The organism is Mesorhizobium sp. P2_C5_2 (assembly GCF_056404535.1).
This window is the reverse complement of sequence record NZ_JBFUDV010000010.1, coordinates 34,654-47,990: the sequence shown is the minus strand read 5'-3', so window position 1 is coordinate 47,990 and position 13,337 is coordinate 34,654. Positions and strand designations below refer to the sequence as shown.

Here is a 13,337-nt window from a genome sequence, read left to right as displayed (position 1 = left end):
GCAGCGCGATTGGGGGCGGCACGGCCACTGTTTAGACGGGTTGGTAGCCCGTTTGATCACAGAGCAGTCGGCCCTGCCCTGACAGACCGACACCATGGTCTTGGCGATACGTTCGTCCAATCGCGGGCCAGAACCCAATGCCTCATCTTGGAGGCATCGAGCATGTAAACATGGAAGGAGGTTCCAGTGGACGCCAAAACAGTTACCTCGCAGATTCGCCTTACACGCCGGACGCCCGCCTATTGGCGAGTCACATTCGACAATGCGCCGCTCAATGTCATGGGTCCACAGATGGTGCAAGAATTCACACATCTGATTGACGCCATTGAGGCTGACGGGGACGTTCGGGTTGTGGTGTTTGACAGTAGTGTTGACGGATACTTCCTCAACCATTCGGACTTCAAGGCGCGGATCGAGGATATGCTCGCGCTACCGCCGGGCCGGACCGGCCTGCCGCCCTGGCCGGATTTTCTTGTGCGGCTGACGCGAGCGCCGGTTGCTTCGATTGCCCTCATCCGGGGTCGCGCTACGGGCAACGGGAGCGAGATTACCCTTTCCTGCGACATGGCTTTCGCTAGCAAGGAAAAGGCTATCATTTCCCAGTGGGAGGTTGGTGTGGGTATGGTAGCCGGCGGTGGACCGATGGCCCGCCTGCCCCACCTCGTCGGCCGCAATCGCGCCATGGAGATCCTGTTGTCCTCTGAGGACATCCGTGGCGAACAGGCCGAGGCGTATGGGTACGTGAACAAGGCCCTGCCCGACGCAGAGCTCGACGCCTACGTCGATGCGCTCGCCACTAGGATCTCCAGGTTCGACAAGTGGGCGATCGCGCAAACCAAGCGCTTGGTCAACACCAGCCTGACGCCGGATGTCGAGCTCGGCGCCGGCTGGGAAGCCTGCATAGCTTCGCTGAGCCGGCCCGCCGCCCAGGAGGGGATCAAAGCGCTGACCGCCAAGGGCTTCCAGGCGCCGGGAGATGTCGAGGATCGACTGGCATTCCACTTGGGCGAGTTGCCACCGCGCTAGACCGCTGTCGATGGAGACGGCGTCCCCTCAAAGAGAAGGAACAACCCATGGATCTGCTCATCAAAGCGAAGTCGGTTGCCGAACGTGTGGAGGCAGAGGCGACAAAGGTCGACGTCCCTGTCGCAGTATGCATCATCGACGTTCACGGCAATCTGGTGCTCCAACACCGGATGAACGGCGCGCCTGTGTTCGCGCTCGAGATTTCCGAGCGTAAGGCGTATACCTCGGCCCTCGTGCGCCTGCGCACCGCGGACATCCTGCCGCTCGTACAGCCGGGGCAATCGCTGTATGCGTTGCCGACGGTCGGCGGCGGGCGCTTTTGCCCCATGGGTGGAGGTATCCCTCTGGTCGACGAAGACGGTAAGATTTACGCGGGTGTCGGCGTCAGCGGCGGCACCGCAGAAGAGGATGTTGCCATCGCCGAGGCTGCTGTCCGCTAACCAAGCTTCAGGCGAATTCGCCAGAGCCTCGGCCAAGGGCGACCGGATCACCTTCGAGCCCGACGGAATATCGGTTTTTGCGAGAGACAGCAGTCCCTAAGCTTTCAGCGACGGCGGCATCGCCCTGCTGGTTCAGGTGGCCTGTCATCCAACGAAATCCGCGTCGGTGCGGTCTGATGGCGAACGTCACGATCGATAAGGCCCGCAAGGCACATGGTCCGTTCGAGATGCTTCATGGCGTCTCGTCGACATTCGCGAACGGTGAGTTCGTGGTGCCTCGTCGACCCGTCCGGCTGCGGGAAATCGAGGCTGCTGAGGATGATCGCTGGGCGTGAAAACATCGCCGGCGCGACGATCGGCATCGGGTGCGGGTTGTTAACGACCTGCCGCCCAAGCAGCGCGACATCTCCAATGTTCCAGAACTATGCGCTCTATCCGCATATGACAGTGGCCGAGAACATGGCGCTCTCACTGATGCTGGCCGACGCGCCAGACAAGCAAAAGCGGGATGCGGACGCCGCTGAGATACTGGGGCTGACACCGCTTCTCGACCGCTATCCGCGCCACCTGTCGCGCGGCTAGCGGCAATGCGCGGTTATGGACAAGGTCGAGGCCCTCTGAGGTCGTTGTTGAGGTCGAGCGGCCGGCCGACCAGCTCGACATGGCCGCCATTCATCACCACAATCCAGTCAGCCATCGTCGTGGCACCAGGCCGGAATCTTTCACCATCGCCCCGGCATCCCTGCCCGGATGTGGTCGTCAAACCCCTGGCCACGAAACGCAGGTAACCGCGACCGTCGGGGAACAAACATTGATGCGATGTTTCACGAGCGGATCAACGTGCGACCTGATTAGACAATCTGCCTGCAGTTGCAGGCCAATCACGTCCGCTTGTTCGACACCACTGGACGGCATGGACTTAGACCCCTGTCGATACCGTCAAAAAATTTGGGGGCCCTACCCACGAACCTCTCCCTGCATCCAAGACGTGGATCCAATGTATCGATGTCCGTTAGCTACATGCATGCGGCCTGCTACTGCCTCTCTTGTCCGTCTGGAAGAGACGGCAATAATGAGCCGGCCACGGCTAGAATGATTGTTCTAACTGCCAGCCATACAATGAGCAGGTTTGCGGCCGCAAAAATAGGAAGAGCCAAGACGCCAGCCAAATCCGCGTCGCCGCGTACGGCCAGTTTTTCAATCGTTGTCGCCAATGCTGTGGCGCCAAAACTAACGCTCCATAAACCGACGGAAAAGCGGTCAACTATCCGTGGAAGCACGCCGCCAAGGACAACTGCCTGCAGGATTGCGTAACCGATGAGACAGTGAACAAAAACGTCTCCGGAGGTGCCCGACGAGTTAACATAGGCTAGCGAGCAGACCGCCGGAGGGGCGAGCTGGACCCCAAGGGTCGACCGAATCTGATCTCTAAGCGGCTCGCCAAAATAGAGCCGGTAGAACAAGACGGAATCGATTGTAAGCCACGAGAAGAGCCCCGCACCCAAAGCCAATTGGGCCCACTCAGAATGCCCAAATGTCGACAGGCCAATGCTAAGGACGAACGACCCGGCAGCGACAGGCAAGTACAAGGCCGGCGTCGCGTCCGATAGAGCGATTGTCGCTTTCCAGATCATTTGCGAGTGCCAAAACCCAAATCCAACCGCGAGCACCCCACCGATGCATAGGAGGATGGTAGCCGCTGTCGTGCTAAACGGCAGCGCGCTCACCGCGGTTAGCATAATTCCAACACCCGCCAGACCAGGAAAGCAATTCTGAACGGGATCGGCGAGTTCGGCTCGCACGGCCAATGGTGCTAACCACAACTTCAAAGCGTAAAGTGTTAAAAGAACTGCCCATATGCATATGGCCAATATCACGACCGCTACAGCAATTCCTTTCGGAGCTGCCCACAGTTGAACCGCAACCTGCCACATGACGGCAAAAGAACTTGTCCCCAGGCCAATGGCAAAGAACGAGGCCGGAAACCGGGCTATTAAAGATCGCTCTGTCGGCAGATCGATCACGGGATGCCGCTCTAATGCCACCATTCCTTCGGGACGCAGTCCACTCAGTTGCGCGACGCCGTCAGATTCGGACCGCTGTTTCATAATTGCACCCTCACAAATCTGCCCCGAAATCGTAGAACCTTCCAGCCAACGTCTAACGGATGTGGGCGACTGATCGTACGACCTGCCCCTCGAGCCCCTAGCGCACCACAGGCAATCGCAACGTCATCGTCGTGCCCGATCCAATTACGCTCTCAACATCGACACTCCCTCCCGAATCTTCGACGAAGCGTTTGACCATGGGCAATCCGACGCCACCCAACCCCTCGCCCTTGGTCGTAAAGAAGAGATCAAATGCCCGAACCATCGTCTCGCTGGTCATTCCAATTCCATGGTCTTCAACACGAACGTCCACCCGGTTGGAATTTTCCGATACTAAGGCGTGCACTGAAATCAAACCGCCGTCAGGCATTGCATCGCGCGCATTGAACAGAAGGTTGAGGATTGCATTCTGCAACCCAACCCGATCGCACCTTACCAACGGAAGGTCGGAGCCGACGCAAACCTCGAGATGGATGTTCTCATCCCAGGCGCTTCGAATGAGAGACTCCACGTCGGCCAAGCAAATGCCGACGTTCGCATGCGCGACTACGCCTTCGATCTCTCTGGCTGTCCTAATGGTCTGCCTGACAAGACAACCGGCTCTTTCCAGAGCGGTTTTCGCGCCAGCTATTACGATTCCCGCTCTTGGTGCCATTTTGATATTCGGGTCTCGGCCCAGGTGATTCAACGCGGACGAGGCGACCTGAATGAGATTCCCCAGATCATGGACGATGCCGGCAGTCGACATCTGCAGGGCTAGACGACTTGGCGGAATGGTCCCCCGGTCGCCAAATATGTTTTCATCTATTTCTGGACCTGACATTCCATTCCTCCGTTTGCTCGCCCGACAGTTCTTGCGTTCCGAAGCGCACTCACCATCGCTATCCTGTCCCGTTCGAGGACAAGCTAACTGGATGCCAGGAGCAATCTCCTCGGTATTTGTTTCAAAGAACTCCGGAGCACAATCCGACGCCGACAGCCGCGCAGATCATCCCAGCAATGCGGCTGAATGGATCTGGCGCGGCGCGTTGCAAAGTGAACCCCAAACCGATGCCAACGGCATGCAACATGACTGTGGCGAGCGCAAACCCTGCGACGTACTCCAGCCCATTCACTGTTTGGGCGACCTCGGCTCCGTGAGCATGTCCATGCAGTAGCGCAAAAACACCAACGATCGCGGCGCCGACCCATGCAGGCGGATTGACCGCCAACGCCACCATGAGCCCCAGCACGACGACCGAGGCCAGAATGCCGGCCTCGACAAAGGGCAAGGCGATCTGTGTCAGGCCGAGCAACCCGCCGACCAACATGACTGCGACGAAGGTCAACGGCCACAGCCAGAGAGCGCGGCCCCCTTTTACAGCAGCCCATAGGCCGACTGCCAACATGGCGGCAATGTGATCGAGGCCGCTTAGTGGGTGAGTGACGCCGGCCGCGAAGGAGACGGCCGAACCGATACCCGGATGCGCCGAGGCCGGCATCACAAAGGCTGCGGTCAGAGCTATGCAGGTCGGGATCAATCGCATCGTAGTCTCCTTTGAAAACAGATAGCGGGCGTTACATGTCTGCTCGCAGAAAGGAGCAGGTCTGCGTCGATGAGAGGTGGGATGCCATCAGTCGTAGGCGCCATGCGGCGGCCCTAGATAGGGGAACTCAGCAAGCAGATCGCTATGCGCGCCCACCCCGTCCCCCGCTAACTTACCGTTCGTAAGGATGGCCATAAAAGCATCCGCGGCATCGTCCGTCAGTGTCCTGCCATTTTCCGGAAAGGACGCAGGCCGTCTCGGGTCATAAGGCATGATATCTGGCAGCAATGTCCTTGCCACCCGCTCGGCTTCATCCGACCGATATCCACCCGTGTGCTCAAGAGCGTGCGCGAATGTTGCGACAAACCGGGCGTCATCTGCAGGCTCGCTGGCGAGATAAGCCTCTTTCTCCTCACCGGGCAGAAATACGGCCTGCTGAGGGCGTGCGCCCCGTTCAACCTGCACCCAACCCTCACCTTGCTTGTCCAGCGTGCGTGCCCACAGGCCAACCGGCCTGGTCCCCAACGCGGAGTTGGGCACTTCCAGAACGATGCTGCAGACGTCTTTGTCAGAAAAGAAATCAGCGCCGGTGAAATGCAGATCGTTCACGGCACCCAAGGTGTCAAAGAAAAATGCTTCGCTTCGCCAGCCCGCGAAAAAACGATGGTCACCGGCCTCGGTCACCTGCGCATCCCGGCCTGTCGACACCGGAGCCTCCAGAAAGACAACCTCTCCACCGTGGTCTGTCCCAGCGGCCAGTGCGCCCTCAACCCGGCGTACCGTGGCGATCTGCATCGCACCTGGTAAGGAGGAAACGCGGACACGATAAGCAATGTCGGCGACCGCATCGCCATTGGTGTCAATCTTGATCTCATAGAGGCCGTCAGGCGAGAACGGTTCGTTAGTCGTAGGCTCCGGATCGATTACCGTAGAGGACGGATGTACATTCATGATCAGGATCGACTTCTCCGCGTCCCCCGGCTTCGGAAAGGCATAGAGATCAGTTAGATCCAGACGCGCATCTGCCCGCGGGAACCCGAAGTTGGGACCTGAATAATGATGTGACATCGTCATATGCTCCTCAGCGGGAAATTGATTGACCCGGTCGAAATCCGGAATGACGGGCGCTTGCATCGTCCAACATCAGCCACCTGCACCCATGCCGATCAACAGCGTCCAACTAATTGAGTCCTGACAGCGGTCAGGGCCGGAATATATTGAACGATGGTATTCCCGATACCTTGGTGTCGATCGCTTCGATGCCTCGACGTGCTAGTTTCCATTGGTAAGCGCAGACGCTGAGCATCCCTCGGTGACGGCTCGCTGAATGAACTGGCTGGCAGTGGCCGGCGGAAGGGACGGAGTGATGGCTCGCTTGCTGTCAGTCAATGTGGGCTTGCCGCGTGGCATTCCATGGCAAGGGAAGACCGTCGACACCGCAGTCTGGAAAGCATCAGTTCAAGGCCCGCGCCAGGTACGCCGGCTCAACGTCGATGGCGACAGGCAGGGAGACGTGACGGGGCACGGCGGCGAGCAAAGGGCGGTTTTGGTCTATCAATCGGAATCCTATCGCTTTTGGCAACGCGAGCTGGGCCGCAAAAACTTTGCCTATGGACAGTTTGGGGAGAACTTCACAGTCGATGGCCTGCCGGATCATGAGGTATGCATTGGCGATCGCTACCGGATCGGGAGCGCCTTGTTCGAAGTGACGCAACCGCGCGTCACTTGCTACCGAGTTGGTATTCGTATGAACGAGCCGCGTATGGCCGCGCTGCTGGTTGCACGTGGCAGACCGGGTTTTTATCTGCGCGTCCTGGAAGAAGGCCAAGTCGAGGCTGGGGACGAGATCGTCCAGGTCGGGATAGGTCCTGAGTGCATGACAGTGTCCGAGGTCAATGCGCTGTTATACTTGCCCGATCACCCTCGCAGCCAGCTCGAGCGAGCGCTGCGCATCCCGGCGCTAAGCCCAGGCTGGCAGGGATCCTTCCAGGCGCTGCTCGCACAAAACGAAGGTGGTAATGCCACGAGGGGAAATGCCGGGCTCGATCCCATGTCCGGACCCCCTGCTGCGTGGACAGGATTTCGTCCGCTGCGCGTGGTGCAAAAGGCCCGCGAGAGCAACAGTGTGATGTCGCTGGTGCTAGAGCCCGTTGATGAATCTCGCCTTGCGGCAGCTCTTCCTGGCCAGTTTGTCGTGCTGCGCCTACGAGTGACGCCGGATGCGCCGGCGCTGATGCGCAGTTATTCTTTGTCGAGTGAACCTGGTGAGCGCTGCTACCGAATAAGCGTAAAGCGGGAACTGCACGGTGTGGCGAGCGCCTATATTGACGACCGGGTCGAGATAGGCGACGTACTGGACGTTAGCGCACCACGAGGCAGCTTCACTCTTCGGCCCAGCGATGGTCCAATCGTCCTTCTGAGTGCTGGGGTCGGTGCGACTCCCGTCATGGCGATGCTTCACGCTTTGGCGGCAAATGCCTCGACACGGGAAGTCTGGTGGCTCCACGGAGCCCGGTGTGGCCATGAGCATGCTTTTGCCCAAGAGGTTCGAGACTTGCTCAGCGCCCTGTCTCACAGTCACAGCCATATAAGCTACAGCTCGCCCGACCGCGAGGATAGGCAAGGTGTCGATTTCGATGCTGCGGGACATTTGGACATCGAGGTGCTCCGAGAACTGGACGTGCCTCGCCATGCCAACTTCTATATCTGCGGGCCGTCGACCTTTATGGGCGACCTGAGCGCAGGCCTTGCAGCCTGGGGTGTCGCCGCGGACCGAATTCATATGGAGCTGTTCGGGCCACGTCCCTCGAATACCCCGGGCATTGCCATCTCTCCAAGCCGGCCGCCGCATCTACCTCCCGAGCGTTCCCGTGCGGGACCGCTCGTTTCGTTCGCACGGAGTGGCTTGAGCGTCCATTGGGGTTCGGACTTCCAGAGCCTGCTTGAACTTGCTGAAGCCTGCGACGTCCCCACGCGATGGTCGTGCCGCACGGGCGTCTGTCACACTTGCGAGACCGGGCTTGTCGCTGGAACAGTCGCGTACCACCCCGATCCAATCGATCCACCCTCGACCGGCAATACATTGATTTGCTGCTCCCGGCCTACGGGTGACGTCGTTCTTGATCTCTGAACTGGCAAGATATGACGTCTTTGCGGCGCATGTCGCACTCGATTTCAGCGCCGGGCAGCTACGTGGCCGCACCGACTTCGATCACTGCGTCGGCGAAAGCCTGCGGCGCTTCCTGAGGGAGATTGTGCCCTATTCCGCCGGTGATCAAACGATGGGAGTATCTCCCTGAGAACATCTTCGCATAGGCGCTGGATTCTGGATGGGGAGCACCATTGGCGTCACCCTCCAGCGTGATCGTGGGGACGGTGACGACCGGCGCCTGCGCAAGCCGCTTCTCCAGGTCCTCATAGTGAGGCTCGCCTTCGGCCAGACCGAGACGCCAGCGGTAATTGTGGATGACGATCGCCACATGATCAGGATTGTCAAACGCGGCCGCGCTGCGCTCGAAAGTAGCATCGTCGAAGTTCCAGCGCGGCGAAGCGAGATGCCATATTAGCTTCGCGAAATCGCGCGTGTATTTCTCATAACCCGCGCGACCACGATCGGTCGCAAAGTAGTACTGGTACCACCACTGCAATTCCGCGCTCGGCGGCAAAGGCTGCCTGCCGGCGTGCTGATTGCCAATCAAATAGCCGCTCACTGAAACCATGGCCTTACAGCGCTGCGGCCACAGTGCAGCCACTATGTTGGCTGTTCGGGCGCCCCAGTCGCAGCCAGCGATCGTGGCCTGCTCGATTCTCAGCGCATCCATCAGTGCAATAACGTCGAGAGCCACTGCCGACTGCTGGCCGTTGCGCATCGTCTTGTCGGAAAGAAACCGAGTCGTGCCGTAGCCGCGCAGATAGGGTACGATGACCCGATACCCCTTCGAGGCCAGCAAGGGCGCGACGTCGGCGTATGTGCGGATATCGTAGGGCCAGCCATGGAGCAGGATGACCGCCGCGCCGCTGGCAGGGCCGGCCTCAGCGTATCCAACACTAAGCAATCCGGCGTCAATCTGCTTCAACGAATCGAACGACTTTTGAGCCGCTTTCGTGACCAGGCTCCGACCTGGATTATTCACACGGGGTCCCGCCAGCGCCGCCTTGTCTGTTCCCAGCTCAAAGGCGGTGAGAGCTACTAGCGCGGTGCCGAGTAGACGGCGGCGATCGTGATCAATCTGTTTTGGCGCGTCCATGTCTAGGCCTCCTCGATCAGGGAACTGATCCCGTGGTTTTTGCTCGGTTCATAGGTGGCGCGCGAAAAATCAAATGCGCGGCCGGGTGGGGGGCGACCCGGCCGCGCTACTGGGCGAAGGCGATGGGGGGGTCGCCTGAACTCGCCTCAGATTGATTGGCGCAGCGGCCTGAACGCTTCTCCGAGTTCGGCAGAAAAGATTTGAGGCTGCTCCCACGCCGCGAAATGGCCACCCTTCTCCACTTCGTTCCAGTCAATGAGATTGACGAACCTCTTCTCGCCCCAACTCCGTGCCGCGCGGCAAATCTCGGCCGGGTAGACTGTGACCGCTACGGGAAGTTTCGGGATGTCGAACGCGTCGAAGGGCCCGCCGCCGGCTTGCGCACCCTTTGGCGATAGCGATATTGCTGACATCACTTCCTCCTCACTCAACCGACTCAGTCGGATACGATTTGAAGATCTACATACGCACCGCACAAATCTATTACACGATGGTATCGGCAATACTTTCTGGTCAGTGAAAACAGGCTACCGACGCTCATGATCCATGTCGGTCGCGCATCGCCGGGGCTTCGCGCGGTATTGCAGGCAGACACAGGTGTCCTGCACCCTCGAACGGCTCGGCGGACAGCCGTGATGTGGATGTGAATCTCCAAAACACCAATCAGCCGCCTCGGCCTAACCGAGGACAACCTGTTGAGGCTCCACATCTAGAGCACCCCATCGACGTTCGACGGTTGACCCAGCGCATCCTTGGTTCGATGCCAACCGTGGCATCGTCTCTCGCCCGCCAGGAGCGACCAGGTCGCTGCTCACGTCGGCAGCGGCTTGCCGGTCTGTTCCGCTACCATGTACTCGGCGTACCAATCGGGCCAGTTCTCATCCCGTTGTCCGCCCGTCCGCTTCTCATGCTCGCCATGGGCGTCCGCCGCTCGCCGCAGCGCCGTCGCAAGCTCGCTCGACGAAGCGAACGTCGTGGCGGCTTCTACTCGTCCAGGCAATCGCGCGGTGATTTCCTGTAACAGCCACGCATTGCCATCGGGATCCTTAAACGAGGTGAAAGAGTTATAGGTTCGCCGCTCTGGATCCCTGCCTTTGATCGCCGGCTGTCCGGGCCCTGTACGGTATGACACTTCGCTCGCGTCGACCCCGTGAGCCACGAGTTCGGCGTGCGCTGCTTCGATATCGGAGACGACGAGATAGAGCCCCTGTACCGAACCGGGTACGGCGGACGTGAGGCCGATCCCGAAGTGGATCGAGCTTGGCGAACCCGGAGGCGTGAACTGGACGACCCGAAATGTGTCACCGAAGGCAAAGTCGGCGTCGAGCCTCCAGCCCAGGTCGCCGTAGAACCGCTTGGCCCGATCGACATCCGAAACAGGAATGACAACGACCTCGAGCTTCATGTCGACTGCCGGCGATTCCTGCCGCTTTTTCGCGGCTTCGGTGCGCGCTACATCATCGCTCATATCAACCTCCCTCGGTTCGGCGGCAACACCTGCCCAAATGCGGATACGAGAGCAGAGCCATGCGGCCTCATCAATTGCCCAATGGTATTGGTGAACGCCGTTCCACTGTCCGCTGTGGTTGGATTGAGCAGCCGCCTCACCATAGCGGACGCCAGCTCGCGTAGAATCGTCTCGGGTCCATATCTTGAGCGTCCCGGGAGGGGCGCCGACGATCCCTACAGTCGCCATCGCCGCAAAGAACTCGCGCTCTGCAGGCAATAATGATCTTCTTGGCATAACCTTCGGCCTCATTCGCTACCGATGGACAAAAGCTAAGATCTATTTTTGGGCAAGGTCGAGCCGGGTACTTGATACAATCTCCTCGGGCACACCCGAACCGTGGGTCGCCTGAAGTACGAAGTCCATGACGCTTTGGTATCGGTCCTCAGGTGGCGTGGGCATTGGCATCGCGCCAAAGACTTCCGTGCACACGGCGGGAAGCAATTGGAGCGCTGAGCAAGAACGGTCGATCACACCGGATCCCTTCCGCGGCGTCCGGCAGGCGCACCTCGGATCCGCATTTCTCAACCGACCAATGCCAAAGTATCGACAATACCATCGCACAATAGATTCGCGCCGACCTACGGATAGATAACAATCATTCCGGTTAAGTTCCGGTCGCCAGAAATCATCAGTAGAGATCATCATCGCGGTTGTCGGCTCGGCGATTGCCCCATTGAGGAGAAGGAATTCGTCATGAACATTAGAGCTAAATGTCTCACTGCAGCATTTGCACTCTCGGCACTCGGGGGAACTGCATCTGGCGGCGCACTTGACGTCATCGACCCGATCAACCAGCAGTCGTTTTTTTATACCAGTTCAATCAAGGGTCCGACCCACACGGATCCGATTATGAGAAGCAGGTTTAGGGCAGCCCTTGAAACCCTGCCGATGGGGAAGCGCAAGGCAATGATGAGAGATTGCCAGGACGCGGGGATGACCAAACCTTACGCGGAATTCTGTTCTGATCTGAATGCTCTTGGCCACGGGCATTAGCCGCTCGAGCCGAACAGTGGTGGTCCTAGCGTCCCGCCACTGTTGTTCGAGGTGCTAGCTGAATCGGCTTATGGCCGTGGGGGTGGGCTGACTGCCCGGCCGCGCGGTGTATTTTCAGGGGATTATGAGGAAGTTGCAGGGCAACTTTGACACCAAAGTATTCACGACACCTAAGAATAATACCAACCTTCGAATTTATCGGCAAATCATCCTTGCTAAACATTATTGAAAAATAGGAGATTTGTTATGCTTCTCTTCCGTTCCGGACTTTCGAGGGCTGCGGCGAACACCGGTACCCTGCTGGTCACTGTTGGACTCGGTTTGGCGCCAATTCAGAGCGCCCGCGCCGAGACATTGCCGGGGCAGCCTGGCGCCCCCTACCAGAGTATGCCGTCGCTGGCGCCGATAGGCACGCGCGTAGACCACTACCTTCCGGTTCCCAAGGAAGACGTAACCCCGGCCATCGACCCGAAGAAGGGATACCGGACCCAACAGTTGGGCCGTGGCCTCTACATGATCACCGACAACGGTTACCAGTCGATGTTCCTGGTATACGAAACCGGCGTCGTAGTGATCGACGCCCCTCCGGGATATTCGGCTCACATACGCCAGGCTATCGCCGAGGTGACCGATCGGCCGATTACACATGTCGTCTACAGCCATGCGCACGTGGATCATATTGGCGGCGTAAACGACCTTGGCGGTCATCCAATCATCATCGCCCAGGAAGAGACCCTGCGGCTGCTCGAACGGGCGAAGGATCCGAGGCGGCCTGTGCCTACGGTCACGTTCAAGGATCGCTACACCCTGAAGGTCGGCAGTCAGGTTCTTGACCTGAGCTATCCCGGCAGCAGCCCTCATGAACCGGGAAACATCTTCATCTATGCTCCCGAACAGAAGGTCCTGATGGTGGTCGACGTTGTCTTCCCCGGCTGGATGCCTTGGCGTCGCTTCGCACTTGCGAAGGACATTCCCGGTTACTTCGACCAGGTGGCGTATATCGACACATTGCCGTTCGAAACGCTCGTCGGGGGCCATGTCAATCGCGTGGGCACTCATTCCGATGTCCGCACCCAGCTCGAATTCATGAATGACCTGAAGGTAGCTGCCGCTGTTGCCCTGAAGTCAACGCCCCCCGGCGAAGAAATGGAAGCCGAGGACAAGCCCAATCTCTGGGCCGTCTACGATAACTATATCGACCGCGTCGTTGTGAAATGCGTCAACGCCGTCACGCCCAAGTGGCAGTCCCGACTGGCCGGCTATGACGTGTTCATCTGGGACCAGTGCTACGCGATGGAGCAGAGCCTTCGTATCGACTGAAGAGTTGGCAAGCCGAGAGCGCAGACGGGGTCGTCGTTATGCGACGGCCCCGTCGAGAGGCAGTGCGAGGTGTGGTCCAAGGGATTTGCCGGAGTAGCAGACCAACACTGCGACTGGTCGGCAATCCCGGACATGACGAAGCCAATTCGCAAGATTGACCACCCCCG

General features: G+C 59.1%; 13 protein-coding genes and 1 pseudogene. 7 read left to right on the top strand and 7 right to left on the bottom strand.

The features are described from left to right. Positions 1-186 precede the first annotated feature (186 nt). The 4 genes from AC1D1B_RS28725 (at position 187) to AC1D1B_RS28710 (ending at position 2,048) form a co-directional block, all read left to right on the top strand. Entirely contained in the window at positions 187-1,026 is an 840-nt protein-coding gene (locus AC1D1B_RS28725; RefSeq protein WP_477336550.1) for an enoyl-CoA hydratase/isomerase family protein, read from the top strand. Between the two features lie 47 nt (positions 1,027-1,073). After that, positions 1,074-1,466 (top strand): GlcG/HbpS family heme-binding protein, encoded by a 393-nt coding sequence (locus tag AC1D1B_RS28720; protein WP_477336548.1) that lies wholly within the window; start codon positions 1,074-1,076, stop codon positions 1,464-1,466. A gap of 176 nt (positions 1,467-1,642) precedes the next feature. Further along, on the top strand, positions 1,643-1,801 hold the full coding sequence (locus tag AC1D1B_RS28715) for a hypothetical protein (protein WP_477336546.1): 159 nt from the start codon (positions 1,643-1,645) through the stop codon (positions 1,799-1,801). Continuing rightward, positions 1,785-2,048: a hypothetical protein gene (locus AC1D1B_RS28710; protein ID WP_477336544.1), complete on the top strand. Its 264-nt coding sequence runs from the start codon at positions 1,785-1,787 to the stop codon at positions 2,046-2,048. Before AC1D1B_RS28715 ends, AC1D1B_RS28710 begins: the two co-directional genes overlap by 17 nt. Before the next feature lie 452 nt (positions 2,049-2,500). Here AC1D1B_RS28710 and AC1D1B_RS28705 read toward each other — a convergent pair whose 3' ends face one another. The 4 genes from AC1D1B_RS28705 to AC1D1B_RS28690 all read right to left on the bottom strand — a co-directional run bounded on the left by AC1D1B_RS28705 (position 2,501) and on the right by AC1D1B_RS28690 (position 6,234). Beyond that, positions 2,501-3,574, bottom strand: a complete 1,074-nt coding sequence (locus tag AC1D1B_RS28705) for an SLAC1 family transporter (RefSeq protein ID WP_477336542.1) — start codon at positions 3,572-3,574, stop codon at positions 2,501-2,503. 97 nt (positions 3,575-3,671) lie between these two features. After that, positions 3,672-4,397: a sensor histidine kinase gene (locus AC1D1B_RS28700; protein ID WP_477336540.1), complete on the bottom strand. Its 726-nt coding sequence runs from the start codon at positions 4,395-4,397 to the stop codon at positions 3,672-3,674. Between the two features lie 121 nt (positions 4,398-4,518). Beyond that, positions 4,519-5,100, bottom strand: a complete 582-nt coding sequence (locus AC1D1B_RS28695) for a HupE/UreJ family protein (protein ID WP_477336538.1) — start codon at positions 5,098-5,100, stop codon at positions 4,519-4,521. 87 nt (positions 5,101-5,187) lie between these two features. Next, positions 5,188-6,234 (bottom strand): DUF4331 family protein, encoded by a 1,047-nt coding sequence (locus AC1D1B_RS28690; protein WP_477336536.1) that lies wholly within the window; start codon positions 6,232-6,234, stop codon positions 5,188-5,190. A gap of 232 nt (positions 6,235-6,466) precedes the next feature. Between AC1D1B_RS28690 and AC1D1B_RS28685 the strand changes: the two genes are divergently transcribed. Continuing rightward, entirely contained in the window at positions 6,467-8,230 is a 1,764-nt protein-coding gene (locus tag AC1D1B_RS28685; protein WP_477336534.1) for an MOSC domain-containing protein, read from the top strand. A gap of 58 nt (positions 8,231-8,288) precedes the next feature. Here AC1D1B_RS28685 and AC1D1B_RS28680 read toward each other — a convergent pair whose 3' ends face one another. The 3 genes and pseudogenes from AC1D1B_RS28680 to AC1D1B_RS28670 form a co-directional block, all read right to left on the bottom strand. Beyond that, complete coding sequence (locus tag AC1D1B_RS28680; protein ID WP_477336532.1) at positions 8,289-9,347, bottom strand: alpha/beta fold hydrolase; 1,059 nt, start codon at positions 9,345-9,347, stop codon at positions 8,289-8,291. Positions 9,348-9,493: 146 nt separating this feature from the next. Then, positions 9,494-9,688, bottom strand: a pseudogene (locus AC1D1B_RS28675) (epoxide hydrolase); the annotation flags it as partial. A 470-nt stretch (positions 9,689-10,158) separates the two neighbouring features. Continuing rightward, positions 10,159-10,815, bottom strand: coding sequence for a VOC family protein (locus AC1D1B_RS28670; protein ID WP_477336530.1), 657 nt, complete (start codon positions 10,813-10,815; stop codon positions 10,159-10,161). A 735-nt stretch (positions 10,816-11,550) separates the two neighbouring features. On the opposite strand from AC1D1B_RS28670, the gene AC1D1B_RS28665 reads away from it, so the two are divergent. Together AC1D1B_RS28665 and AC1D1B_RS28660 are read left to right on the top strand one after the other, a co-directional pair. Further along, a complete protein-coding gene (locus tag AC1D1B_RS28665) occupies positions 11,551-11,850 on the top strand; it encodes a hypothetical protein (protein ID WP_477336528.1) in 300 nt (99 codons plus the stop codon). A gap of 246 nt (positions 11,851-12,096) precedes the next feature. After that, on the top strand, positions 12,097-13,170 hold the full coding sequence (locus AC1D1B_RS28660) for an MBL fold metallo-hydrolase (RefSeq protein WP_477336526.1): 1,074 nt from the start codon (positions 12,097-12,099) through the stop codon (positions 13,168-13,170). The last annotated feature ends 167 nt before the right edge of the window (positions 13,171-13,337 follow it).